At 66.5% G+C, this 24,517-nt stretch carries 19 protein-coding genes; 9 read left to right on the forward strand and 10 right to left on the reverse strand.

Annotation, left to right across the window (positions count from 1 at the left end):
• Nucleotides 1-9: 9 nt before the first annotated feature.
• Nucleotides 10-1,506: a DUF4331 domain-containing protein gene (locus ACFPN5_RS16520; protein WP_379784863.1), complete on the reverse strand. Its 1,497-nt coding sequence runs from the start codon at nt 1,504-1,506 to the stop codon at nt 10-12.
• 252 nt (nt 1,507-1,758) lie between these two features.
• Between ACFPN5_RS16520 and ACFPN5_RS16525 the strand changes: the two genes are divergently transcribed.
• A complete protein-coding gene (locus ACFPN5_RS16525; RefSeq protein WP_379784864.1) occupies nt 1,759-2,352 on the forward strand; it encodes an RNA polymerase sigma factor in 594 nt (197 codons plus the stop codon).
• The gene (locus ACFPN5_RS16530; RefSeq protein ID WP_379784865.1) at nt 2,349-3,050 is read left to right on the forward strand and encodes an anti-sigma factor; all 702 of its coding nucleotides are present in this window, start codon (nt 2,349-2,351) and stop codon (nt 3,048-3,050) included. Before ACFPN5_RS16525 ends, ACFPN5_RS16530 begins: the two co-directional genes overlap by 4 nt.
• A gap of 53 nt (nt 3,051-3,103) precedes the next feature.
• Here ACFPN5_RS16530 and ACFPN5_RS16535 read toward each other — a convergent pair whose 3' ends face one another.
• The gene (locus ACFPN5_RS16535; protein ID WP_379784866.1) at nt 3,104-3,682 is read right to left on the reverse strand and encodes a PEP-CTERM sorting domain-containing protein; all 579 of its coding nucleotides are present in this window, start codon (nt 3,680-3,682) and stop codon (nt 3,104-3,106) included.
• A gap of 24 nt (nt 3,683-3,706) precedes the next feature.
• Nucleotides 3,707-5,269, reverse strand: coding sequence for a DUF4331 domain-containing protein (locus tag ACFPN5_RS16540; protein WP_379784867.1), 1,563 nt, complete (start codon nt 5,267-5,269; stop codon nt 3,707-3,709).
• On the opposite strand from ACFPN5_RS16540, the gene ACFPN5_RS16545 reads away from it, so the two are divergent.
• Nucleotides 5,268-5,459, forward strand: a complete 192-nt coding sequence (locus tag ACFPN5_RS16545; protein WP_379784868.1) for a hypothetical protein — start codon at nt 5,268-5,270, stop codon at nt 5,457-5,459. The genes ACFPN5_RS16540 and ACFPN5_RS16545 overlap by 2 nt on opposite strands.
• Before the next feature lie 155 nt (nt 5,460-5,614).
• Here the strand turns inward: ACFPN5_RS16545 and ACFPN5_RS16550 are convergent, their stop codons facing one another.
• The 3 genes from ACFPN5_RS16550 to ACFPN5_RS16560 form a co-directional block, all read right to left on the reverse strand.
• On the reverse strand, nt 5,615-6,073 hold the full coding sequence (locus ACFPN5_RS16550; protein WP_379784869.1) for a response regulator: 459 nt from the start codon (nt 6,071-6,073) through the stop codon (nt 5,615-5,617).
• A gap of 128 nt (nt 6,074-6,201) precedes the next feature.
• Nucleotides 6,202-7,383: a GAF domain-containing sensor histidine kinase gene (locus ACFPN5_RS16555; protein ID WP_379784870.1), complete on the reverse strand. Its 1,182-nt coding sequence runs from the start codon at nt 7,381-7,383 to the stop codon at nt 6,202-6,204.
• Between the two features lie 93 nt (nt 7,384-7,476).
• On the reverse strand, nt 7,477-8,547 hold the full coding sequence (locus ACFPN5_RS16560) for a M29 family metallopeptidase (protein WP_379784871.1): 1,071 nt from the start codon (nt 8,545-8,547) through the stop codon (nt 7,477-7,479).
• A gap of 205 nt (nt 8,548-8,752) precedes the next feature.
• Here ACFPN5_RS16560 and ACFPN5_RS16565 point away from each other — a divergent pair, with 205 nt between their 5' ends.
• From ACFPN5_RS16565 to ACFPN5_RS16590, 6 genes are all read left to right on the forward strand, one after another.
• Complete coding sequence (locus ACFPN5_RS16565) at nt 8,753-10,234, forward strand: hypothetical protein (RefSeq protein ID WP_379784872.1); 1,482 nt, start codon at nt 8,753-8,755, stop codon at nt 10,232-10,234.
• A gap of 11 nt (nt 10,235-10,245) precedes the next feature.
• Nucleotides 10,246-11,724, forward strand: a complete 1,479-nt coding sequence (locus ACFPN5_RS16570; protein ID WP_379784873.1) for a hypothetical protein — start codon at nt 10,246-10,248, stop codon at nt 11,722-11,724.
• A gap of 29 nt (nt 11,725-11,753) precedes the next feature.
• Nucleotides 11,754-12,188: a hypothetical protein gene (locus tag ACFPN5_RS16575; RefSeq protein WP_379784874.1), complete on the forward strand. Its 435-nt coding sequence runs from the start codon at nt 11,754-11,756 to the stop codon at nt 12,186-12,188.
• Between the two features lie 60 nt (nt 12,189-12,248).
• Nucleotides 12,249-15,908 carry a tubulin-like doman-containing protein gene (locus ACFPN5_RS16580; protein WP_379784875.1) on the forward strand — a complete coding sequence of 1,220 codons (3,660 nt, stop codon included), beginning with the start codon at nt 12,249-12,251 and terminating at the stop codon, nt 15,906-15,908.
• A gap of 108 nt (nt 15,909-16,016) precedes the next feature.
• Nucleotides 16,017-17,024, forward strand: coding sequence for a hypothetical protein (locus ACFPN5_RS16585; protein ID WP_379784876.1), 1,008 nt, complete (start codon nt 16,017-16,019; stop codon nt 17,022-17,024).
• An 83-nt stretch (nt 17,025-17,107) separates the two neighbouring features.
• A complete protein-coding gene (locus tag ACFPN5_RS16590; RefSeq protein ID WP_379784877.1) occupies nt 17,108-17,461 on the forward strand; it encodes a hypothetical protein in 354 nt (117 codons plus the stop codon).
• 135 nt (nt 17,462-17,596) lie between these two features.
• On the opposite strand, the gene ACFPN5_RS16595 is transcribed toward ACFPN5_RS16590, so the two are convergent.
• From ACFPN5_RS16595 to ACFPN5_RS16610, 4 genes are all read right to left on the reverse strand, one after another.
• Nucleotides 17,597-19,693: a tetratricopeptide repeat-containing diguanylate cyclase gene (locus ACFPN5_RS16595; protein WP_379784878.1), complete on the reverse strand. Its 2,097-nt coding sequence runs from the start codon at nt 19,691-19,693 to the stop codon at nt 17,597-17,599.
• 130 nt (nt 19,694-19,823) lie between these two features.
• Nucleotides 19,824-21,671, reverse strand: coding sequence for an ABC transporter ATP-binding protein (locus ACFPN5_RS16600; protein ID WP_379784879.1), 1,848 nt, complete (start codon nt 21,669-21,671; stop codon nt 19,824-19,826).
• Nucleotides 21,661-23,412 carry an ABC transporter ATP-binding protein gene (locus ACFPN5_RS16605; RefSeq protein ID WP_379784880.1) on the reverse strand — a complete coding sequence of 584 codons (1,752 nt, stop codon included), beginning with the start codon at nt 23,410-23,412 and terminating at the stop codon, nt 21,661-21,663. The genes ACFPN5_RS16600 and ACFPN5_RS16605 overlap by 11 nt, the downstream gene beginning before the upstream one ends.
• 113 nt (nt 23,413-23,525) lie before the next feature.
• Nucleotides 23,526-24,365: a phasin family protein gene (locus tag ACFPN5_RS16610; RefSeq protein WP_379784881.1), complete on the reverse strand. Its 840-nt coding sequence runs from the start codon at nt 24,363-24,365 to the stop codon at nt 23,526-23,528.
• Between the last annotated feature and the right edge of the window lie 152 nt (nt 24,366-24,517).

Consider the following 24,517-nt stretch of genomic DNA (forward strand, 5'->3'; position numbering starts at 1 on the left):
GCGGTCTCCTTACTGGTTGCCCGGCAGCGGCGTGTTCAGGTACGGGAAAGCCCCCTTGAAGCTGTTGGCGTCCTTGCGCACGCCATCGGTTAGCGGCAGGGCGCCGGCCGGGGCGTCGCCCGGCTTGCAACCGACGCCGAGCGCGTCGCTGGCACCGGTCAGGACGCACAGCGCGCCCATCGCCACGCGCAGCGATACGTCGGTGACGTCGTCGGCTGGTCGGCGCCCGTTCGGGAAGCCGGCGTTGTCGCCGGCGGCCACGCCGAGCGGGTTCTGCGATGCCTGCGGAGTCGGTTCGGTGCCGGTGTTCAAGCGCAGCATTTCGGAAGCGACCACGTTCTTCGGCTGGTTCAGGCCTGGCAAGCCCTTCAGGAAGGCGGTGACCAGGTCGGTGCGCGGGAAGTTGGTCGGCGCCTTGGCCGAAGGGAACAGCGTCTCGACGACCGCCGGCAGCACCGGATTCGTCACGTACGGCAGGAACTGGACGTCGCCAGTCGGCTTGGACGCGTTGAAACGGTCCTTGTCGTCCATGCCGATGATGACTTCGTTCACCAGCGGCATGCCCAGGCGCGATACCTGGGCCCAGGCGCCGCCTTCCTTGACCGCGGTGTTGATGCCCGACGCCGGGGTTGGGTTGATCAGGCGGGCCTGGCGCATGCTGGCCGTGGTGTAGGCGCCGATCACCGGCTCGCCGGCGACCACGAGGCAGCCGACCGGCAATTCGAGTGCGATCGAGCTGACGTTCTTGTTTTCGAGGTCGTTCTTGTTGCCGCCCGACTCAGCGCCCAGCGGATTCAGGTTGAACAGGTCGAAGATCTTGCCCACGGCAATGTAGAACGGCTCCTTGCGCTGGCCGACGAAGACGCGGCCGGTGCCGCAGCCGGGCACGGCAATGTCGTAGATGTGCTGGTTGGCATAGGTTTCATAGCCGCCGGCGCCCCCGAACACTTTCTCGCCGATATTGTCGACCGGCTTGTCGAATTCGGTGGCGCCGTTCGCCCCGGCCAGCCGCGTGCGCGTGCCGCTGCGGCGGTCGCCCTTCACCATGTCGATGGTGTAGGTTTCGCGCACGTTCAGCGACGCCGGGTTGACGCCGCTGATCGTCGACGAGTTAATCAAGGGAATCAGGACCGACCTGCCGCCGATGTTCAGCGCGGTGCGTTTCGAGGTGTTCTTGAAACGGATCTGGAAAGTGATGTCTTCCTTCGCGTCACCGTTGTTGTCGACGTGAATCTCGTACAGGGCGTTCTGGTCGAACTGGTAGAAGTTCGGGCCGCCTTGCGGATCCTGGAACGGGGTGTAGTTCGCGATCATCGTCACGAAGCCGGCGCGCCCGGGCGCATAGCTGCGGAACATGTAGAAGTCGGTGCCGTCAACTTTTGGTGCATTCGTCAAAAACGGCGCTTCGCGGTGGCTCGAGGCGCTCGCCGGCGCGGACAGCGCAATCAGCGCCGTTCCTGCCAAAATTGCCGTCGCCCATGGGGATTTTTTGTGCAGCTGTCTCATCTTACTCTCCGGTTAACTGATTAATTTCATTTTATTAATATTGCAAATTTGATGATACTGAGTATTTACAAGACCTGCCGCGCGATTGAATGAAGGGAGGAAAAGTTCACTGCGCAACGGGGCGTATGGTCATATACGTAGCAGAAGCCATATCGGATTCACTATTTTTTTGTCAGTACAAAACCCGACTGTGTTACTTTGCTTCACCACAACACAACCGCCATTACCGATGCATTCATTGACAGGTGCGTATTGAGTACTGCCACCATTCATTCCTTCGATCCTGCACAGCTGCGCACTTGGCTCCAGGCTGCGGCGCACCACGACACCGTCGCATTCCGCTCCCTCTACGATGCCAGTTCACCCAGGCTGTACGGCCTGGCGTTGCGCATCCTCGGCCGGCGTGAGCTGGCCGAAGAGGTGCTGCAGGAAAGCTTCGTGGCGATCTGGCACAGCGCAAGCACGTACGAGAGCGGCCTTTCGGCGCCGATGACCTGGATGACGACGATCGTGCGCAACAAGGCCTTCGATTTGCTGCGCCGCACGCAGCGCGACGTCGAAATCGACGGCGAGCCGTTCGACGCAGACGTGCTCGAGGCAATGCGGGATCCACAGGCAACGCCGATCGAGGCGCTGCAGATGAGTAGCGACGCCAGGGCCCTGGCCGGCTGCATGTCGGCGCTGGAGGAAAAGCACAGGACAGTGCTGGGCCTGGCGTTCTTCCACGACCTGTCGCATTCCGACGTCGCCCGGAAGCTCGTCCTGCCGGTGGGCACGGTCAAGACCTGGATTCGGCGCAGCCTGTCGCGCCTGCATGACTGCCTGAAGGGAAGGGGTGCCGCATGAAGTTGCGTGGAAATGAAGTCTTGCGCGAACGCCTGGCTGCCTCCTATGTACTCGGCACGCTCAAGGGCGGCGCACGGCGCCGCTTCGAGGGCCTGATGCACGACGACGGGGCACTGCGGCGCACAACCCACGAATGGAACCAGCGCCTCGGCGCGATGGCCGAGTTCGTGCCTGCGCAACAGCCCCCGGCGCAGGTCTGGCATGCCATCGAACGCCGGCTCGACCTGCGTCCGGCCGGGCGCTGGGCCGCCTGGCGTAACGGCGCGCTGACATTCTGGCGCACCCTGGCACTGACATCGTCGGCCGTGGCCGCGCTGCTGCTGCTGAACGTGACCGCCGACCGTGACCAGGCGCCTGCCGTGAGCGACGTCGCCACGCTGACGGATGAGCAGGCGCAGACCGCGCTCGTCGTAACGGCCGACCGCGAACGCAATCTGCTCCGGGTGCGGGTGCTGGCGGCCGCGCCGCTGACGCAGCAACAGGTCTTGCAGCTGTGGGCGGTAGGCCGGGACGGCCAGCCACGCTCGCTGGGCCTGCTGGACAAGGGCCGCGAACTGACCTTGCCGCTGGCCGCAGAAGCGGTTGGCGACCAGGTCGCGATGCTGGCGGTCAGCCTGGAGCCGGCTGGCGGCTCGCCCGACCCGAAGGGGCCGAGCGGTCCGATTCTCTACAAGGGCAGTTGGGTGAACCTGATGTAGGCGTCGCGGCGGCAGCGCTGCCGCAATGGATGTGGCAGCGCTTTCCATCGGCGCTATGCGCGTACGGCCCTCACCCTGCGCGCGCCCAGCAGAGCGCCGATCCCGAGCAACAGCAGCGCGGCCGATGCCGGTTCCGGCACGTCGCTGGGGGCGCCATCGACGCCGATATCGTCGATCACGAGGTCGCCGCTGGCCGTGAAGCGCAGCGCCGTCAGCCCACTCCACATGGGCACGGCAATGGCGGCCAGCCCGGCGAGCGGATACATCGTGCTCTGCTGGCTGCCGTCGCCGAAGATGCCGGTGATGCTCAGCGTCGCAGCGCCCTGCGCATCGAGGCGACCGGCGACCAGGCGTGAAAAGCTGAACGGGCCGCCGCCGTCGGCCATCAGGCTGACGGTGCTGCCGTCCAGCAGTACCAGGCCGCTCGTCATGGCGCTGCCCAGCCCGTCGATGGTCAGGAAGCCGGCCGCCTCGCCCGTGAGGGCAAAACCGCTTTCCCGATAGGTGGCGCGGCCGCTGTCATTGTCGATGTCGATCAGGGCGGGATCGTTGAAATTGATGACGGCGGCGCCGGCGGCCTGGCTTGTGCCAAGTGCCAATGCCACGGCCAGCGTTCGAAGTAGTGTCTGCATGGTTGTCTCCGGTGAAGGGGGCGTTTACTGCGCACCCGGAAGCGGCGTGTTCAGGTACGGGAAGCCGGCCAGGAAGGGCTGGACCGCCTGGTCGACCGCGTCGTGCAGCCGGAAGGCGGTGGCGCCCAGCGGCACGGCGGACGGATTGCAGGCGGCGCCGAAGCCGAACGCATTGTTGTTCCCGTTTGCCATGCACAGGCCGCCGAGCGCGACCACCAGCGAAATGTCGACCACGTCGTCCTTCGGACGGCGACCGTTCGGATAACCGGCATTGTCGGACCCGCCCGCGAGCACGTTGCCGACGATCCCCAGCCGGTTTTGCTGGGCAAAGGGCACGGCGGGGATCGACGTGTTCAGGCGCAGCATTTCGGACGGCACGGGATTCATCGGCCGGTTGACACCGGCAATACCAGTCAGGAAGGTGGTCACCAGGTCCTGGCGCGGCAGGTTGCGCGGCGCGGCGCTGCCGGGCGCCAGTCCCATGGCGATCTCCACGAGTTTCGGCAGGGTCGGATGGGTGACGTAGGTGGCAAACTGCCCGTCGTTTTGCGGCAGGGAACCGTTGAAACGATCCTTGTCGGGCAGGCCGATGATGACTTCGTTCACGAGTGGCATGCCGAGACGCGATACCTGGACAAAGGCGCCGCCGTAGCTGATTGTCGTCTGGTGCCCGGACGGCGGATTCGCATTGACCAGCTGGCTCTGGCGGATGCTGGCGGTGGTCCAGGTGCCAATGACCGGATCGGATGTCGAGCGCGACAGCAGGCAGCTCTTGTGCACCTCGATCGCGAGCGAGGTGATGTTCTTGTTCGCCAGCGGGTTGGGCGCCGCGTTGATCAGGCTCGGGTCGGTAATCACGGATAGCGGTGCGTTGATCAGGTCGAAGACTGCCCCGAGATTGACAGCAAAGCCTTCGCGCCGCTGTCCCGCAAAGACGCGGCCCGGGGTGGAGCAGCCGGGAATGGCGACCGAATAGATGTGCTGGGCTGCATAGGAAGCATATTGCGGGATGGTTTTCGTGCCGATGTTATCGACCGGCTTGTCGAAACTGGTGCCGCCCGTACCCACCCGCGTCAGCGCCGCTGCCTGTCCGCTGCGCCGGTCGCCGCGGATCAGGGTAACGGTGAATTTCTCGTTGACATTGAGTGCCGGCGAATTCGGGCCCTCCACGCGCCCTGCCTGGGTCAGGGGAATGGGAACACTCTGGTTACCGATCGGCAGCGCGATCCGGTTGAACACGTTCTGGAAACGGAACTGGAAGGTCAGGTCTTCTTTCGCGTCGCCGTTGTTGTCGATGTGGATCTCATAGATGGCGTTCGGGTCCATCTTGAAATAGTTGGGCCCACCGAACGGGTCTTGCAGGGGCTGGTAATTCGCGATCAGGGTGACATAGCCGGAACGGCCGCGCTCATAACTGTTGAAGGCATACAGATCCGTGCCGTCAATTTTCGGCTGGGTAGCGACAAACGGCGCTTCCCGATGACTTGACGCCTGGGCCGGCAGCGCGGCCAGAACAGTCAGCAGGGGACAGCTTGCGACGGCGAGTACTACCCGGAACTTGGCACGACGTACGGCATGATCCACCATGATGCGTCTCCTTGATGATTTCGTTGTCAAAAGAATCAAATATTGGCGCCAGCGTGACGTTGCAGCATGGAATTTCATGCTGAATTTGACGGAAATGCGCCAGTTTGATGGGCTATGCATAAAACATGCCACTGTCGCGCCCGCCTATGGGGAGGCCCGGTGTCGTCCGGTTTCAGGCTGGAAGGTGTAAATACCGCCGACAAGTCACGCGGCGAGCACGCGCGGACCTGCGCCACCTTGGTCGCGCCGGCAACAAGCCGCAGCGCGCCACATGCGCACAATCGAGGCAGATGTCGTTACCGGACGGCTGATGGCGGATGGCCCGGCAGGGCCGTGTCATCGCAGCTAGGCAGCCTGATCGGCGTGGGGCGAGGAAAGAGGTTGCAGACCATCGCCGGGCACGGTGTCATGCTTGCGTGCGCCAAGGTCTTGCAGCGTGTCAAGAATGGTGGCGAGCTTGACGGGCTTGACAAAGTAATGGTCGAAGCCGGCCTCCTGCGCAAGCCGGGCGGAGTCCGGCGACTGGTGGCCGGTGATGGCAACGATGAGCGCCTTTGCCGTTCCCGGCATCCTGCGCAGTGCCGCGCACAGGTCGAATCCGCTGCCGTCGGGCAGGAAGATCGCAGTGAACACGGCATCCGGCTGGAACTGGGGGAGGCAATACAGGGCGTCGCCGATCGACTTCACGGTCGCGACTTCATAGCCCATTCCGGCGAACAGCGTGGCGAACAGGTCGCGTGTTTCGTCGCTGCGGTCGGCCAGGAGAACCCGCACCGATTGCTTCCCACATGTGTTCGGAAGCATTTGGACTGCCTTTCGTTAACGTCGACGCCTAGTATGTGCGCTAGGGCAACGAAAGCACAAGCCAATTGTATTTACCAGCGGTAATTAACCGGCCTTGTTGGCAAGGCAGGCGGATAAACAACAATCTGTCAGGCGGCCACACAATCGGCCATCCGGAACACGAACGCGGTCGTGCCGCCGTTCGAACTTACCTCGATCGTGCCCCCATGGGCGCGCGCGATCTGGTCGACGATGTACAGGCCCAGTCCCAGGCCTTCGCTGCCGGAACGGGACGCCGCGCGCCAGTAGGGCTTGAACAGGTGGGCGATCACGCTTTGCGGCAGTTCGTCGCCCTCGTTCATCACCGACAGCACGAACTCGCGGCCGGCGAGCGACGCGCTGACGCTTACCGGCGTATGGGCGCTGCCGTGCACCAGCGCGTTCTTCAGCAGGTTCGACAGCAGCTGGGCGATGCGCTCGGGGTCGCAGTGCAGGTGCAGGCCGGGCGCGATGGCGGCCTCGATCACGCGTTGCGGATACAGGCCGCGCATCTCGTCGACCACCTGTTCCAGCGTCAGGTCGACCGCGGCGTCGCGCATGGTCATCACGATGCCGGTACCCATCCGGCCGCGCGTGAAATCGACCACGTCGTCCACCAGCGAGGCCATCCGCACGGCGCTGCGGCGGATGCGCTCGACCACCGGACGGGTGTCGGGATCGGGGTGCTTCAGGGCCAGCACTTCGGTGCCGAGCAGGATCGAGCCGAGCGGCGTGCGCAGGTCGTGGCCGAGGACGGCGATGAACTGCTCGCGCAGTTCCGCCGTTTCGCGTTCTGTGAGCAGGTCGGCGCGGGCGGTGACGAGCTTGTTGTCGGCGTCGAGCTGTTTTGAAACCAGCTCGGCGAACAGGTGCATGGTCGAGACGGTGACGCTGTCGGACAGGCGGGCCGGTTCCGGGTCGAGCCCGCACAGGGTGCCGAAATACTGGCCGTCACTGCGGAAGATCGGGATCGAGAAATAGCTCTGGAAGCCGTAGATGCGCGGCGTGTGGTGCTCGCGGTACTGGTCGCTGTCATGCACGCTGTCGATGATCACGGCGCGGCCGCAGTCGCGCACCTCTTCGCACAAGGTGGTGGTCACGTCCAGCTCGCCGCCGGGCTGTAGGCCGAAATCGAGCTTGTCGAGCACTGCGCAGGCGGTCCACGACTCGTCGGTGACGTGCGCGATGCAGACGAAACGCAGGCCCGTCATGGCTGCCACCGTTTCCAGTATTTTCGGTACCGCGCTGATCGCCTGGATTTCTTCCACGCGCTTCAAGAGGTCCTGTTCCATCGCCATCCCCGGCTTGATCGTTATGGTAACTACATGCTGTAATTGCATGTTAACCGTGTATGTTAACACGAATGCATCAGGCGCCCGGGGTGTTTATACGATCCAGGCGCCGTTCGCGTACACCCGCTCGTGCCCAAGATACACCGCGTCCGTCACCGCGAACACGTCGATGTGATAGCGCGCATCCTTGCGCTTGAAGCCGGGTTTCGGGTAGACGCCGTGCTTGGCACCGAGCGACAGGTGGATGCCGCACATGCGTTCGTAGGTGCCGATGTCGTCGACGCGGCGCTCGCGCGTAAACGCCCGGTTCATGCCGAAGCCCAGTTCGCGCACCCAGACTTCGCCCTCGTCGGCGCGGATGATGTCGAGCACGCGCTGGAACTCCGGCGTCGCGTTTTCAACGCCGGTCACGCGCCCGCGTTCGACGATGATCGTCACGGGCGTTTCGGGCCGGTTCGACAGGTAGGAGGTGTCGCCGAACACGTGCACCAGGGCGCGGCCGTTCACCGCTTCCAGGTCGAGCGCCTCGGTGAACACTTCGCCGATCGGGAACTGGCCGCCGACATTGTTCATCCCGCTGTAGTCGCCGATGTTCAGTTTGGCCGGCTCGAGCGGCGAGGCAAAGGTCAGCGTGTTGACGCCGCCACAGACGCGGGCGTGGGGGGCCGCGTCGATCCGGCTTTTCAGGGCACGGCCGACGCCGCGGAAGTAATCCGGATCATAGGCCAGCGCTTCGATGTAGTGCTCGCCCTGCACCCCTGGCATGCGCGACAGGTGCACGTGCTCGACCACCTTCAGGCCCAGCTTGAACAGTTCGACCCGGATGCGGAAGGCTTCGAGACGGAAATTGGTCGACTGCACCAGCACGACGAGGTCCTGCGCGGCCAGTGCGCGGAAGCGCGCCAGCACCTCGTCGGGTGCCACGCTGTCGAAGTCAAGGAAGGCCGCGGCCGGCAGGTTGCGCCGGTAGGCCTCGACCAGGGCGCGCGCCAGGCCGGTGCGGGTGTCGAACACGACCAGCGCCCGGTGCTGCGGCCCGTGTTCGATGGCGATGTCGAGGACCTTGCGCAGGTGGCTGGCGGCGGCATCGACGGCGTGAGGGGGCAGGTCGGGTGAAGGCGCAACGGGCGAGAGCGCGTCGGGAATGGGGGCGGCAGAGGTCATGGGGCGGAGCGGTGGGGAAGACCCGGCATTATACGGTTCTGCGCCAAAGTTCCCTTCAAAGAACCGTATTTTGATCCCAACAGTGCCGCCAGGCGCTACCGGGTCTACGGCGCGCCGCTTGGGGTGTGGGGGCGTTATGATTTAGACAGCAAGGGCCGTTCCATGCGGGGCGGCGGCATGCATATTTCACAGACGGCGGAGCGCGATGGCATATAGATGGGAAACGCCGACCAGCGTCTGGCTGGAGGACGAGACAAACGGGCAGTTCGCACTGCAGGCCACCGATGGCCTGCAGCATATCGACTGGCAGGCGCATGCGCGCGGCCGGCTGCCCGATGTCGCCCACCTGCTCGGCGCCTCGCTGCCCACGTCCTGCGGCTGTGCGGCGATCTATCCGGAGGGGTTTGCCTTCTGCCCGACCTGCGGCCGCCCGCTCGAAAAACTCTTCGGCCGCACACGGGTGCAGGGCGACTGGTGGGGCGCCTATGGCGACCAGCTCCTGCCGCGCCACGTGCCGCACGGCTTGCCGGTCACCTCGATGGCGCTCGGCGACAGCCTGGAGGAACGGCCGGCCGCGCCCGCCATCGGCCGCGCCGAGCTGAGCATGCCGGTGCCGCCGAACGCCCATAGCGTGTTTGCGGCCAGTAACTATGGTTTTCCCGAGCCGCGCCTGCTGGCGCTGGCGCCGGTGCGCGGCGTGCTGCAGTACTGGGACCCGCTGGCCCAGCTCTGGCATGTGATGGCGGCCGAAAGTCCCGGCAGCGAACTGCGCTTTGCCTCGAGCCAGTACGGCTGGCTGCCCGCGATGAATCCGGCACGCGGCGAAGTGGGCGTGGTACCGACCGAAGCGGGCCTGGTGCGCCTGTGGATCAATCCCGTCAACGAGAGCTACCACACCGAGATGCTGGTGTCCGGTCACATCGCATCGAGCCCGGGCCTGATGCGGCGCCGCGTCGGCTGCCTGTGCGTGATCGAAGGCGCGCTGCATTTGCTGGACGCGGATGCCGGCTTCTCGAGCGGCGAGAACTACGAATGCCCGGGTGCGCCCACGAGCGGCTGGATGCGCCCGATCGGCTACGACAACCGCCTGTTCTGGCTGCACCAGCAGGGCCAGCTCGCGTGGCGTCCGGGCGAGGCGCCGCGCTGGCGGCCATGGCCGCGCGGCTGGACGCCGAAGCTCGAATTCGGCGGCCCGACCCAGAGCCGCGACGGGCGCCTGTGGCACATCGGCCATGATGGCCAGGCCTATTCCTTCCTCGAGCTCGGCGCCGACAATCCGCAGGTCGAGCCGATCGACGGCGCGCGCCTCGGGTTTGCCAACCTGCTGTTCCGGCGCGGCCACCCGGTGCTCGACGAGCCTTGGTCGGCCGAGCACGTGGAAGATGTGAACGAGGACGATTCGCTGGTGCTGCCGCTGCTGCGCAGTTTTAATAACAACCGCAGCCAGCCGAGCGGCCTGGTGCTGCGCTTTCACAAGTACACCGGCCGCGCCGAGGAAGCGCTGGCCGGGCGCACGATCCCCCGCACCACCATCGAATGGATCGGCAAGCGCAACGTCATCCTCGACGACATCTCGCGCCTGGCCCGCCCGCTCGAGTGCGTGCCCTTCGTGTACGACGGCGCGCTGTGGCTGCACCACCCCGACTGGAACGCGATGCGCGGCTGGCGCCTGGAAGAGTTGTCGTGACGGCGGCGCTGTTGCGTTGTTTTGGGATCCTGTTGCTGCTGTGCGGCGCGACGCCGGCCGGTGCTGCCTACGCCGCCACGCCGCACGTCTTCCTGGTCCAGAACTCGGGCTGGATGGAGCCGTTCTACAGTGATCCGCAATCGCCCTTCAAGCCGCTCGTGACCGAGCTGGCGCTGGCCGTCGCGCAGCCGGGCGATTCGCTCGTGCTGGCCGCCTTCAACCAGTCGCAGCCGAACGCACCATCGCCCCGGGCGCTGGTCTCGGCCAAGGTCGGCAAGGGCACGCGCGCTGAAGTGACCGAGGCGCTGGCCGGTCTCGACACCGCGCGCAAACCGGGCGGGGCACTGGCGGACACCGACCTCGGCGAAGCGGTGGGCGCCGCCATGCGCCAGGCGCTGGGCGGCAAGGACGGCATCGTCTGGCTCGTCACGAATAACCGCAACAGCCCGAACAACGACCAGGCCACCGCCCAGCGCAACCGCGAGTTCTACCAGCTCATCCACAGCGGCGGCGCCATCCGTACTGCACTGGCCTTCCCGCTGCGCATGCAAGTGCAGGGGCAGCACTACCGCGCCAATGGCCTGATGATCTACGCGTTCGCCATCGGCGCAGAAGGCAAGGCGGCGCTCGACCGGCTGCTGGCATCTGGCAGCGTGCGGCGCGTCATCACCGAGCCGCCCGCGCGCCTGAAGCCGCTCGACCGCGACACGGTGCGCCTGGTGCCGCGCAAGGTGGAAGACGCGCCGGGCGTGAGCTTCGCCATCGGCGCAAACGGCGCCCTGCGCGCGAACATCGCCCCGAATGCGACATCGCCGACCGCGAAGATCGCCTGGCACCTCGAGAACACGATGTACCCGTACACGATCGTCAGCGCCACCCTGAGCGCGCGCTCGAAACTGGGCGGCGAGAACCGCCCGGTCACGCTGGGCAGCACCCGCGTCAACCTTCTTTCGCCCGGCAAGCCGGTGCCGCTCGCGTCCACCTTGCAACTGCCGACCGCGCAACTGCCGGGCAAGTGGTCGATGGAGGCTTTCAAATCGGCCGGCTCGGCCTATGTGCTGCCGGGTGCGATCGAAGTGCACCTGGCTGACCAGAGGTTGGCCCTGTCGCAGGGTTTCCGCGAGCGCATGGCCGAGTTGTTCCCGGGTGACCCGCTGCCCGAGATCTTCACGCCACCCAGCACGATCCAGGCGTCGACCGCGGTGCTGCCGCTCGACGTGCGCGTGCACTACGGTAGCGGCCCCCTGTTCGCGGCCGGCGGCGCGCTGCTGGCGCTGCTCGCCCTCGGCGCCGCCGGCGCCTACGCCTGGATGCGTCCCCGTAAAGCCCTGGTGACCGTCGAGGACGAAACCCGCACCATGCACAGCCGCGCCGGCGCCATCCAGCCGATTTACGACAAGGCGGGCAATGAAGTCGCCCGCCTGAAGACAACCCTGTTCGGCCACCAGTTGATCGACCTGCGCGAAGGCGCGCAGGTTCGCCTGAGCTGAGCCGCTGAACCATAATAAAGGACCCACCCATGCAAGCCACTGCCCAGACCGACCCGGGTTTCAAGCTCCCCGAAGACAAGAACACGCCGGACGACCCGCTGCCGAAGACCACGCCCGACACGGCCGCGGTCGGCACGCTGGAAGTGCAGCCGGGCGCGCCGGCACCGGCCACCGACACCTCCACGCGCGACGCCGTCATTGGCGGGGGCGTGTTCCTGGTGCTGCTGGTCGTGTTCTTCTTTGCCCGCAACGCCTTCGTGCACCACCTGGTCGTGCGCCGCGTGGCGCCGTCGACCGCCGGCAGCGCCGGCTGGCTGCTCTACCTCGGGCTGGGCTTCCTGTCGGCGGCGGCGGTGCTGGCGATCGTCAATGCGAGCAAGTACCTGACGCTGGGCGTTACCGGACCGCTGGTGTTCGTCGGCCTTGTCACGCTGGTGGCGGCATTCTTCATCGGCCGCCGCTAACCGCACGCTGCAATTTAAGCCGCACCCCAAGCCGCACCTCAAGCATCTGAAAGAAACGACATGGCAGATTTACCCACCTCCGCAAGCATCAACCGCAAGTCCGAACTGAAGGTGGACCTGCGCCCGACGCTGTTCATCGGCGCCGGCGGCACCGGCATGGAAGTGATGATGCGTATCCGGCGGCGCATCCTGTCCGCCGTCTGGAACCGCCACAATCCCACGCGCGTCGAATCGATCGCCGATTTCCCCGTCGCGCGCTTCCTGCACTTCGACCTCGACAGCAATGCCGTCATCGACGAGGGCAAGTCGCAGCGCACCGATCCCTGGTACGAACTGGTCAAGCTGACCGACGAGGAGCGCCTGGTCGAGCCGCTGGATCTTCCGCAGTACCACGAGTCCGACGACAGCCTGGCACGGTTCCCCTTGATCGAGAAGTGGATGCCGCTGCGCCCGAAAAAACTGCGTTCGCTCGGCATCGATCCATCGAAAGGCGCCGGCCAGATCCGCGCCGTCGCTCGCCTTTACCTGTTCGACAAATACCCCAAGCTGCGCGGCCGCATCAAGGGCGCGCTGAATTTCCTGGGCAGTAATGCCGGCATCGAGCGCAAGGACAATTACCAGCGCCTCGGCCTGCAGGTCGACACCTCGAAATTCCGCATCGTCGTCATTGCCTCGAACGCGGGCGGCACCGGCGCCGGCAGCGCCATCGACCTGGGCTGGATGGCAAAAGCCATCGCGCGCCAGGAAGTGGCCGACAGCCAGGTCGACCTGGTGATGTTCATGCCCTCGGGCTTTGCCAAGGCCAACAAGGAGCGCACCGAGGCGAATGCCTACGCGACCATGATGGAGCTGGAAACGAGCATGCGCGACATGAATGCGCAGGTGAAGTGGATGGACCCGGACAGCATCACCGGCCGCGGCGCGCCGTTTGATGACGTGTATTTCGTCGACACCGCCAACCTCGCCAACAAGGCCACGCAGGATGTGAAGGACGTCTACCAGATGGTGGCCGACTCCCTGTTCGAAGACTTTGCGTCGGCAGATTTCGCCAACCGCAAGCGCTCGGTGGCGGTCAACCAGCAGCAGCATAAACTCGGGCCGTTCAACCCGCGCGTGCCGGAAGGGCGTTTCGGCGACATGCGCCTGTCGTATTCGAAGGTATATTCGGCCTTTGGCCAGGCCGTGCTCGACACCCAGCAAAGCCTGCGCGAGGACATCCGCGCCTACGAGCTGGCGGCGCTGATGGTCAAGGAATTCTTCGGCCTGGTCGGGCGCGACGGCGCCATGGCGAAGCGCGCGGGCGACCAGGAACGCGACGCCTTCATGCGCGAGCAGATGGACATGCGCGAGCTGCCCTTCGACGAATTCCCGGACTTCCGCAAGGGCACGGTGGATGTCAACCCGTTCCAGGAATACGCGCTGACGGGCCTGCTCCTGCGCGACAAGGAAGGGCGCTCGCTGCTCGAGCGCGTCGAGAGCAAGGTGCAGCTCGAGATGGACCGCATCATGGCCGCCTTCGACATCGGGCAGTGGCGCGAGCGGGTGGCCGAGCTGTTGCCGAACCTCGAGCGCGACGCGATCCGCGAAGCAGGCGCCACCGCCGAGACCAGCGAAGACCGCATCAAGCGCCACACAGTCGAGCTCACCGGGCGCCTGAAGGGGCGCGTGCGCGAGCGCCTGTACGCGCTGCTCGATGACCGCAAGCAGGGCGGGCTGGAATTCGTGCTCTCGCTGCTGGAGCAGGTGAAAGCGCGCCTGCTGCAGCGCGACCTCGCCAACGCCGAGCGCAACGGCCGCCGCTACCGCGACATCCGCGACGCGCTGCGCACGCGCCAGGTCGAAGAATCGCTGAACAACCTGTCGCAGGCCGCAGGCCGCCTGTTCGGGAAGGACGCGCAGGCGCGCGAAGTGATGGCGCACCTGAAACGCGACATCGCCGACTACCTGCGCTTCCACCTGCTGGCAGTGGCCGCCGGGCAGTCGATCGAAGTCATGCGCGGCATGTCGTCCTGGCTGGGCGAACCGCAGGCGACCGACGAATACGGCAACGCGCAGTGGAGCGGCATCGCCGGCGAATTCCAGGAAGGGCGCCGCCATGTGCAGGAGATCCTGCGCGCCGTCGATAGCCGCATCGCCCAGCTGCGCGCCGACGCGCGCCAGGAGCACGCCACCTATATCAAGCTGGCCGGCGACGTGACGCCGGCGCCGGTGCGTTTGACGGGCGATGTGAGCGCCTGGAGCGAGGAAGTGCTGCTCGAATTCGGCGGCTCGGGCAAGCTGTTCCCGCAACTGGGCGACGAGCGCACCCGCGCCGACCTGCTGCTCAAACTGTTCCGCCGTGCCCAGACCCAGCTCACCGGCGAAGAGCTCGCCGAACCGACCGATCCGCTGCTAGACCGCCTGAACGCGATGACGCCGCAGGAACGCCAGCGCGTGTTCGCGGAATGGATCCGCAGCGCCATGCCGTGGGTGAACGCGCGCTTTTCGGCCGAGTTCACGCCGAATGCGGACCAGTTCAAATGCTTCATCGGCGTCGGCGATACCTCGGCCTGGCGCAAGCTGGAGCTTGAAATTCGATCTTCGATCCCGACTGGCTTCTTCCACGGCGACCTGGTCTCGATCGTCAACACGGGTGTGCCCGGGCGGGCGGTCTGCTATATCGAACTGTCGGGCTACCCGATGACGGTGCTGCGCGGCCTGCCGACCTGGCGCGCCTCGTACCAGATCGAGAACCCGAAGATCCCGACCCACCTGCATTTCGATTCCACGCGCTTCCGCCACCCGATCTCGCCATCGATGGACGAACTGAATCGCCTGGCCGACGATTACGAGTGGTTCCTGCAGGCGATCGCGCTCGGCGTCATCCGGCGCAAGATGGATGCGGGCGACCGCGAGGCGGCCTTCCAGCCGCGCGGGCAATACCTGTTCGAGGTCGAGCCGGGGTCCGGCGAGTGGCTTCAAATTGGCAACGAATATGCGATCCGCTCGAACGGCCTGCCGCCGTATTACCGCGAGCAGGTGCTGGCCGCCGTGCGCAACCGCCTGGCGGGACTCGGGCCGCACCAGTTGCTGCTGCTGGCGGCGCTGATGCGCCACTACCAGCTGCGCGTCTACGAGCCGCGCCTGGAAACGGACGAAACCGGCGCCCAGCTGCCGTCGCCCTCGCTGCCGAACATCACGGCGCGCCGCCTGTACGAAGCATGGCTGCGGCGCGCGATGGCGCTCGACCCGGCGCTGTCGAACGCGTCCGTCGAGGCCGCCCTGGCGACGATCGGCGAATGGACGGAAAGCGTGCCCGATTCCGCACTCGACGCCTACAGCTGGGAGGTCGAACGGCCGCTGGACAAGCGCATCCTGCGCCCGGACTTCCTGGGCAGCGACGCGCGCGCGGCCAGCGTGATCGAACGGGGCGGGCAAGGCGGTGCTGCTGCTGCTTCCGCCACGATTCCCGATCCCGTGCTGGCAACGACGGCTGCGCCGCAAGGCACGCGCTATAAACTGTTCGTAGGAGGCGCCCAGCGCGGGCCGTTTGCGCTGGAAGAGATCGCCCAGCGGCTCGAGCGCGGCGAAATCGACCTCGCGACCAAATCCTGGAACATGGCGCAGGACCCGCGGTTCGGCAAGTGGCAGGCCGTGGCCGATATCCCGGGCATCGGCGCGCAGGTCAATCGAGGTCCCGCCATCCCCGATCCGGATGACGGCATCCCGGATCCGCAATAACAGGGGAGGGCTGTGCAACACGATTCGATTTTCCGCTGTATCCAACCCGCCTGCGCACGGACGCTGCCGCGCAGCGTAAACTTCTGCCCCTACTGCGGAACGGCGCAGGTGGATGAGGCCGCCCGCACGCAGGGGCATGCCGGCACGCCGGCGGCAAGGCCGGCAGCGCTGCCGCCATCCGTGCACGCCGGCGGGGCGGCAGGACAGGCGCACGCACAGGTACAGGCGCAGGATGGCCCGGGCCTCGTGGTGCGGGCGGCCGAAGCCGCTGAAGCCGCCGGAGCCGGTGCTGCCGGCGCCAGCGGCGCCGGCATGCACGCGCCGCCGGACCACGCTGCCGGCCATGGAGCCGGCGCCGGGCCAGCGGGCGGCGGGCAAGCCGGGCCGGCAACGCCTGCGGCGCCCGACATGTCCGGCGCCCGTCCGGCCACGCCCCCGTCCACGCCCCCGGCCGCACCCCCGGCCGCACCGTCCGGCGCTGCGCGCACGGACCCGGCTGCCTGGGGACATGGTCCCGGCGGCGCGGCCGGCGCGCGGCCAGCGCCACTGCCGCCGCTACCGCCCTTGCCGTCGGTGCCGCCATTACCGCCGCCTCCACCGGGCGCGCGGCCGCAGGCTGCCGGCGGCGCCGGCCCGATGCCCGCCGCCCCGCCGAAGCGCGCCCCGGTGCGCCTGCGCTGGTGGATCCTCGCCCTGGCCGCGCTGTGGGGAATCTGGCTGCTGGCGAAACCCTCGACGCGCCGCATCGAAGCGCAGATGGACAAGGCCATTGCGCTCGCCCAGGAATGCAAGCCGCGCGATGCGCAGACCGAGCTGATCGCTCTGCGCAAGACCAAGGCGACGCCGGAGCAGCTGCAGCGCGTGCAAAAGGAGCTGAACGACGCCGCCGGCATGTGCACCCGCAAGCGCCAGCGCGACAAGGCGTGGCGCGAAGCCAGGAGCGGGGTCGAGACCGCGCTCAAGGCCTCGTCGGTCGAGCGCGCACGCCAGCGCCTGCGCACCTTTACCCGGCGCTGGGGCGAAGACGACCAGACGCGCGCGCTGAAGGCAGAGATCGACGCCCGCCAGCCGGAACATCCGCGCGCCGATGAGGTCGAAGGAGGGATGATGCGCTGACGGGAGCCGGTTGGTGCACTTCCGTGGCGCATGTCTTTTTCGCAAGGTGTATGCTTGCGGAAACATGATCACAGGAGCGAAACATGAAAGCAACTACCCTGTTCGGTGTGCTGCTGGTGCTGGCCGTGGGCACCGGCTGCACGCGCGACGACGATGCAATGGGCCCGGCGCAAAAAGCGGGCAAGGCAGTGGACGAAGCGAGCGACAAAGTGGCCGATGGCTTGCGCGCACCGCTGGAAAAAGCCGACGAGGCCGCGGAGCAGGCGCGCGAGAAAGCCGAGCAGGCAGGCCGGCAACTGGCCGAACGCACCGAAGCGGCGCGCGAGAAGATCGTGGATGCCACCGAAGAGGCGGGGCGCGGGCTGGAGAAGGCGACCGGCAAGGTGGGCGAGAAGGTGGAAGAGGCGGGCGAGAAGATCCAGGAGGCGGCGCGCTGAGCGGCGTTTTATGGCGGTGGGGCTGTTGCCTGTTGCATTATCGGCGCCTTGGATCCGACTCTGTGTCCACGCGGATTGAGCACACCACGAACGGCACAGGTAACAGCCCCACCTGCCGTGGCGTGAGGTGTCCCCTTACGCGCTGGCCCGCAACTCCGGATACCCACCCGTCACGATCGACATCTCCACAAACCCCGCGCGCCAGGCCTGTTCCAGGTTCTGCTCGATCTCTTCCATCGAGGTCCGGCCGAAGTTGGCGAAGCCGCACACGCCGTAGGCGCGGTTGCGGCCGTGGCCCTTGGCCATGTACAGCGCCATGTCGACCAGGTTGACCGCGCGTTCCCACGACAGCGGCTCGCCGCCCGGCCCCAGCGGGAAGGGCGCAAAGCCGATCGACACGTTGGCCGACAGGCGCGTGCCCTGGAAGACGATGTGCGTGTCGGCGATGCCGTTCAGCAGGCGGCGCGCGACTTCATCGAGGCTGCTCTTCGGCAGCGCCGGCAGGAAGGCAAGGAATTCCTCGCCGCCCCAGCGCACGATCATGTCGGTCTCGCGCAGGATCTCGCGCAAGCTGTCCGCCAGCTTGATCAGGACTTCGTCGCCGGCGCCGTGGCCCCAGGTGTCGTTGATGTGCTTGAAGTGGTCGACATCGAGCAGGAACAGCGCGCTGACCATCTCGTCGCCGGAGACGCCGGCGCCGCGCTGGTCGGCCCGCTGGTCAGCTGACTCGTAGTTGCGCATGAATTCCTGGAAGTGGCGGCGGTTGTACAGGCCGGTCAGCGGGTCGCGCACGCTTTGCTGCTTGAGCTCCAGGTTCTTCCGGTACAGCTGCGCGTTCGCGTGCCGCACCTTGCGGTACAGCAGGCCGACCACGACCGAGGCCAGCGCGAAGACCACCGCCAGCAGCCACCAGACGCGCTGCTGCAGGCGGCGGTTGTCGATCTCGACCGACTTGACCTGGTTCTCGCGCTGGAGCAGTTCGATCTGGCGCTGCTTCCGGTCGGCGTCGTATTTCTCCTGCAGTTCCAGCATCGCCTTCTGGCGGCGCTTCTCGAACAGCTCGTTCGACAGGGCGCGTTCGCGGTGGTACGCATGGACCGCGCCCGCATGGTCACCTGCGCGTTCGAGCGCGTTGCCGTATTCCGCCAGCACCGCCTGCAGTTCGGGCTTGCTGCCCAGTTTTTCGTAAATCGCCAGGCCCTGCTCGAAACTGCGCTTGCCCTCGGCCACGCGGCCGCCGGCAAGGTAGGCCTGGCCGATGTTCACGCGGGCGGTCGCCACCAGGTTCTCGTTACCCAGCGCGCGCGCTGCTTCGAATGCCTGCAAGCCATAGGCCAGCGCACGGCGGTGGTCGTGCATTTTCAGGTAGCAGTCCGCCAGGTTCACGAGCGAATACGGGACTGCGGAATGCGCGCCAAGCTCGCGCTGCAGCGCCAGCTCATCGAGCTGCGCCTGGAGGGCGCGCGTCATCTGGCCGGTACCGACGGCCAGCCGGTATTCGGTCGCTTTCAGCAAGGCCAGGCGGCCGGGCGAGACGGTTTTCGCGGCCAGCGCCATCGCTTCGTCGAGCGCTTCGAATCCCTTGTCGTATCCGCGCATCGTGACGTACAACTTCGCCATCGAATTCAGTGCGATGACCAGGTGCACCTTGTCGCCATGCTTGCGCGTCCAGGTCACAATGGCCTGCATGCCTTCGAGCGCGCGTGGAAAGTTGCCATCCTCCGCATACGCTTCCGCAGACGAGATGCCGGCCCGCATGCGCAGCTCGACGTCGTTCGTGGTGCCGGCAAGGCGCTCGGCCTCCCAGATCAGCGTATGGGACAGCGCCAGTTCGTTTTGCGCGTACTTGACGTAGGCTTGATGCAATAAACCCTTTGCAACGGCGGCATTGTTCTTCTCGAGACGGCCAAGTCTGACCAGCTCGTCGCACACCGCCAGGGCCTGGTCGAACTTGCCGAGATAGTAATGGGCAAGGCACAGATGGGCGAGTAGCTCAACCTTGTCCTGCACGGAGCCGGCGCGTGCCTCGGGCTCAATCGCCTGCAGCATCGGCAGCGCCTTCTCGGGCACGAAGCGGTTGATTTCGCGTATTTCAGCGAGGCGCTCGGCCAGCGGAGCAGGTGCCTGGCCCCAGGCGCAGGACGCACCCAGCAGAGGCGCCGCCAGCAAAAGCGCGGCCAGCAGCGTCGCGGGGCGACGGCTTGGCTGTCTGGTTTCGCATGCTGCCGGCATAGTAGCCTCTCAATGGGTTGATCGGCACCGGACTCCGGGCCGCCATCGATCATTATATTCTTGTTGCTGATCAGAAATGCCTATTTTTTCGGACAGGTATCGCAAAAAAGCGACGCCGAAATAACAACATTCAGACTGCCAGCTGTTGCAGTAAATACAGGCGCTGGTACAAGCCCCCTTCGATCCGCATCAGCTCGTCATGCGCCCCCGCCTCGGTGATGCGCCCGTGATTGAGCACGATGATCCGGTCCGCATCGCGGATCGTCGACAGCCGGTGCGCAATCGCGATAATCGTCACCGTCCCGCGCAGTTCATCCAGCGCCTCCTGCACGATCTGCTCGGTGGCGCTGTCGATGCGCGAGGTGGCCTCATCGAGCAGCAGGATGCGCGGCTCGCCGGCCAGCGCGCGCGCAATCGCGATCAGCTGCTTCTGGCCGGACGACAGGCGCGAGCCGCCTTCGCCGAGCGAGGTGTCATAACCGTCTTCCAGCGCTGCGATGAAGTCGTGCGCATGCGCCGCGCGCGCCGCCGCCTCGATCTGCGCGGCGCCCAGGCCGCGGCCCATGTCGATGTTTTCGCGCGCCGAGGCCGCGAGGATGAACGGGTCCTGCGGCACCAGGCCGACTTCGCTGCGGAAACGTTCGTTGTCGATGCCGGCGATCGGCTCGCCGCAGATCTCGATGCGCCCATGCTCGGCCGGGTAGTAGCGCAGCAGCAGCGACAGCAGCGTCGATTTGCCGCTGCCCGTATGCCCGACGATGCCGAAGAACGCTCCTTGCGGGATGTCCAGCGAGATGTCGTGCAGGACGTTCTGGCCCGGCACGTAGGCGAAGGAGAGGTCGCGCACGCGCACGGCCGGGGCGTCCGGGTCCGGCTTGACGGGAATCTCCGCCGCCCGGCGCAGCGCCTTTCCCTTCGTGTGTTCGGCGGCGCCGGCTTCGTCGAGCAGGTGGGCCACGCGTGCGGTCGCCACCACCGCCTGCTGCAGCCCGCTGAACTGCATCGTGATCTGGATGAGGGGCTCGACCACGCGCGCGATATAGCTGATGAAGGCGTACAGCACGCCCACTTCGACCGCGCCGATCTCGCGCTGGCCGAAGCTGAAGATCACCACCGCCAGCAGGATCACGTTGAGCAGGTCGAGCGCCGGGCGCAGGAGGAAGGCGTTCGCCTTCAGTTCGGCCTGGCGCGCCGTGTAGTGCTCCTGGTTAGTAGCGGCAAAGCGCTCGCCGAAGCGCCCGGCCGCATTGCTGGCCTGGAGCACGGTCATGCCGCCGATCGACTCGGCCATCTGGCCGTTGATCTCGCTGCGCAAGGCCCGCGCGCGCGTCACTGCCGGCGCCGACAGGCGCTGGTAGAGCCAGACGATGCCCAGCACGGCAGGCAGCAGCGCGAGCACGATCAGCATCAGGCGCCAGTCGAGCCAGGCCATCGCGATCGTCGTGCCGATCAGGACGATGGTGGAATCGAGCAGGACGAACAGCACCTGGATGTACAGGGTTTTCACCGCCTCGGTATCGTTCGTTACGCGGCTGACCAGCTGGCCCGTGATGGCGCGATCGAAAAACGCCATCGGCAGGCGCATCACGTGGCCGTAGACCCACTCGCGCAGGCGCCGCACCGAGCGCATCGCCATGCCGGACAGGCGCACCAGCTGCAGGTAGCGCAGCCAGGACGCCGCCCAGCCGGACAGCAGGGCGCCGCCCAGCAGCAGCGCCATGCGCGTCCAGTCGGCATTGCGCGGGACGAGGTGGTCGTCGATCAGCGCCTTGCCCAGGATCGGGCCCATCACTTCGAGCGCGGCGGCCAGCGTCAGCCACAGCGTGGCCAGCATGAGCTGGCGCCGGTCGGGCCAGGCGGCACGACGCAGCAGCGCGGCGGCCTGGGTAGCCTGGGCGCGGCCGGCTTTCCCGGCGGGTTTGTCCACCGCTTTTGCAGCCGGTTTTTCCACGGTATCGGCTTGTGATTCAGCTTGCATCGAGGCTCGCCTCCAGTTGCTGGTAGCGCCACTGGCTGGCATACCAGCCATCAAGTCGCAGGAGTTCTTCGTGGCCACCCGATTCGACAATGCGGCCGTCTTTCAGCACCACGATCAGGTCGGCATTGACGACGGCCGACAGGCGGTGGCTGGCGATGATCGCGGTCAGTTCCGGGCGTGCGGCGCGCAGCTCGGCCAGATGCTCGAGGATGCGCGTTTCGGTGCCGGTGTCGACCGCCGACAGGGCGTCGTCGAGCAGCAGCAGCGAGCTCTCGGCCAGCAGCGAGCGCGCGATCGCCACGCGCTGGCGCTGACCGCCCGAGAGCGTAATGCCTTTTTCGCCGACCGGCGTGTCGTAGCCCTGGGGGAAGCGCAGGATGTCGTCGTGGATGGCTGCCATGCCGGCTGCGTGCTCGATCTCCGCCCTGGTTGCGCCTGGGCGGGCCAGCGCGATATTCTCGGCGATGCTGGCTGAGAACAGGAAGGATTCCTGCGGCACCCAGCTGGTGGCCGCCCGCAAGGCGTCCAGCCGGTAGCTGGCCAGGGGATGGCCGCCCCAGGTGACGCTACCCTGCTGGGGCGTGGCCTGGCGCAGCAGCACGCGCAGCAGCGTCGACTTGCCGGCGCCGGTCGGGCCGACCAGGCCCAGGGTCATGCCGGGGCGTAGCGCCACCGAGACGCCGTCCAGCGCCAGGCGCTCGGCACCGCTGTACTGGAAGTGCACGTCGCGCAGTACCAGCGGGCCGTCCCCGATGCGATCGAGGTGGCCTTCGTCCTCCACCGACAGTGGCGCATCGAGCATTGGCTGCAAGCGTGCCAGGCCGGCGCGTCCCCGTTCGATCAGCGACAGCACCCAGCCGGCGGCGAACATTGGCCAGATCAGCTGGCCCAGGTACATGGTGAAGCTGGTCAGCGCGCCGATAGTCAACTGGTTGTTCCAGACCAGGTAGCCGCCCAGGCCCAGCGTCAGCGTGCTGGCCGCGGCCAGCGTCAGGCCGACCGCCGGCTCGTAGGCGGCTTCCCATTTATGGGCATTGAAGCTGGCGTTCGCCGCCTGTCCGGCAAGTGCGGAAAACTGCTCGGCGCTGCGTTTTTCCAGGCCGAGGGCGCGCACCGTGCGCACGCCCGACAGCGACTCCTGCACATGGTCGTTCAGCGCCGAGAAGCGTTTCAGGGAATCCGTTTCGGCGGTATGGATGTGGCGCGAGATGTACCAGAAAGCCAGGCCCATCAGGGGGAAGGGCAGCAGCGCGATGCAGGCCAGGCGCCAGTCGACGCCGAGCAGCATCACGCCCAGCACCATCACCAGTGTCAGGGTGCCGTCGAAGCCGGCCAGCATCGCTTCGCCGGCCGCCATTTCGATGGCGTCGATGTCGTTCGTGCCGAGCGCCATCAGGTCGCCGGTGCGCTGTTTCTGGTAGAAGGCCGGGCCCTGGTTCGACAGACGCGCGTACAGGCGCGTGCGCAACTCCACCCCGAGGCGGTAGGCCGCCCCATACAGGCGGATACGCCAGCTCACGCGCAGCACGTAGATCGCCACGCCGAGGGCCAGCAGCTGCATGATCTGGATTGTCAAATCGTGGTTCGACAGGCGGTGCGCGGCCAGGCCGTCGATCATGGCGCCGACCTTGCGCGGCACCCAGACGCTGCAGACCGCCACGCCCACCAGCATCACGGCTGACGACGCGTACGCCTTCCAGTGGCGCAGCACGAAGCCGCCCACCAAGCTTGCTAGACTCATTGGTATTCCTTGCGTTTTCGCCCGAGCAAAAAAAAAGCGGGCCGAAGCCCGCTAGTCTACTTTCTTTGACCGGCCGGCGCAGCGCGCCTCATTGCCTGGTCAGCTTTGCTGCATCAGCTCTGCTTGCGGCGGCCCTTGGTGCCGCGCGTTTCGGCAGGACGGCCGGTGACAGCTGCTGGCGGTGGGGTGGCGTCGACCGGTTCGATCTTCGGCACTTCGATTTCGACGGCCACTTCGACCGGCACGCTGGCGGCTACCGGGTGCGGCTGCGCGAACGACGCGTCGAGCGCTTCGCTGGCGGCTTTGGCGATTGCCGTCTGCGCGGAGCCGGGCTCGACGTCGGAGGTGACGACCGAGAGGTGAGCTGCATCGGTTTCGGTCGGCAGGGCGAACTCGGCGGCCGGGGCCGCTTGCACCTCGACAGCGGCGTCGGCTTGCACCGGTGCGCTCACCACTTCGGCAACCTGCTCGGTGACAGCTTCAGTAGCCGCTTCTGCAGCCGAAGCAGCCGCGGACGCGGTATCGCTGCCGATGCGCTCGAATGCCTCGGCGGCGGCTTCTGCTGCCTGCGCCGGTGCCGTTTCCTGCGGTACGGTGTCGATCGCAGCCGGGGCCTTGAAGGCCGGGGTGTCGACGCTGTAGGTGCCCAGCAGGGGCACGGTCATGCCGGCGGTGGCGATGGAAAACAGCTCGCGGCCATAGTCGAGCATCGTGCGCAGGTTCTGCTGCGACTGCGAACCGAGTGCCAGCAGGTCGCGCGGGTCGCGCACGGCCAGCAACTGACGCATCGCGTCCGATGACTGTTCGACGGCGGTACGCGAGGCGTCGAGCTGGAGCGCGAACACGCGGCTGGTGCGGTCGAGTGCCTGGTCGCTCAGGCTGCGGATCAGGTTGAAGCTATTGTCGAGCTGGGCTTGGCGTGCTGCGGAGAACTGTTCTGGAAGCGAATTCATCGATGGTCCTTAGTGTTCGGTTATGGCGCACTGCAACAAAAGCCTAGTGTAGCCTTGACATTGAGCCTTGAAAAGAGAAATCTGCCACTATGTCATGAGCGCAATATTGCGTCGCAGCATCGTTACAAATGGACACGTAATTATCGGCTTAA

This window comes from Massilia niabensis (assembly GCF_042655085.1).
GTDB lineage: Bacteria > Pseudomonadota > Gammaproteobacteria > Burkholderiales > Burkholderiaceae_D > Telluria > Telluria niabensis.

Coding starts and splice junctions, on each gene's coding strand:
- ACFPN5_RS16545 (WP_379784868.1), top strand. CDS start 5,268: ATGATGCGTCTCCTTGATGATTTCGTTGTCAAAAGAATCAAATATTGG.
- ACFPN5_RS16610 (WP_379784881.1), bottom strand. CDS start 24,365: ATGAATTCGCTTCCAGAACAGTTCTCCGCAGCACGCCAAGCCCAGCTC.
- ACFPN5_RS16520 (WP_379784863.1), bottom strand. CDS start 1,506: ATGAGACAGCTGCACAAAAAATCCCCATGGGCGACGGCAATTTTGGCA.
- ACFPN5_RS16575 (WP_379784874.1), top strand. CDS start 11,754: ATGCAAGCCACTGCCCAGACCGACCCGGGTTTCAAGCTCCCCGAAGAC.
- ACFPN5_RS16530 (WP_379784865.1), top strand. CDS start 2,349: ATGAAGTTGCGTGGAAATGAAGTCTTGCGCGAACGCCTGGCTGCCTCC.
- ACFPN5_RS16580 (WP_379784875.1), top strand. CDS start 12,249: ATGGCAGATTTACCCACCTCCGCAAGCATCAACCGCAAGTCCGAACTG.
- ACFPN5_RS16595 (WP_379784878.1), bottom strand. CDS start 19,693: ATGCCGGCAGCATGCGAAACCAGACAGCCAAGCCGTCGCCCCGCGACG.
- ACFPN5_RS16590 (WP_379784877.1), top strand. CDS start 17,108: ATGAAAGCAACTACCCTGTTCGGTGTGCTGCTGGTGCTGGCCGTGGGC.
- ACFPN5_RS16600 (WP_379784879.1), bottom strand. CDS start 21,671: ATGCAAGCTGAATCACAAGCCGATACCGTGGAAAAACCGGCTGCAAAA.
- ACFPN5_RS16605 (WP_379784880.1), bottom strand. CDS start 23,412: ATGAGTCTAGCAAGCTTGGTGGGCGGCTTCGTGCTGCGCCACTGGAAG.
- ACFPN5_RS16565 (WP_379784872.1), top strand. CDS start 8,753: ATGGCATATAGATGGGAAACGCCGACCAGCGTCTGGCTGGAGGACGAG.
- ACFPN5_RS16540 (WP_379784867.1), bottom strand. CDS start 5,269: ATGGTGGATCATGCCGTACGTCGTGCCAAGTTCCGGGTAGTACTCGCC.
- ACFPN5_RS16555 (WP_379784870.1), bottom strand. CDS start 7,383: ATGGAACAGGACCTCTTGAAGCGCGTGGAAGAAATCCAGGCGATCAGC.
- ACFPN5_RS16535 (WP_379784866.1), bottom strand. CDS start 3,682: ATGCAGACACTACTTCGAACGCTGGCCGTGGCATTGGCACTTGGCACA.
- ACFPN5_RS16560 (WP_379784871.1), bottom strand. CDS start 8,547: ATGACCTCTGCCGCCCCCATTCCCGACGCGCTCTCGCCCGTTGCGCCT.
- ACFPN5_RS16550 (WP_379784869.1), bottom strand. CDS start 6,073: ATGCTTCCGAACACATGTGGGAAGCAATCGGTGCGGGTTCTCCTGGCC.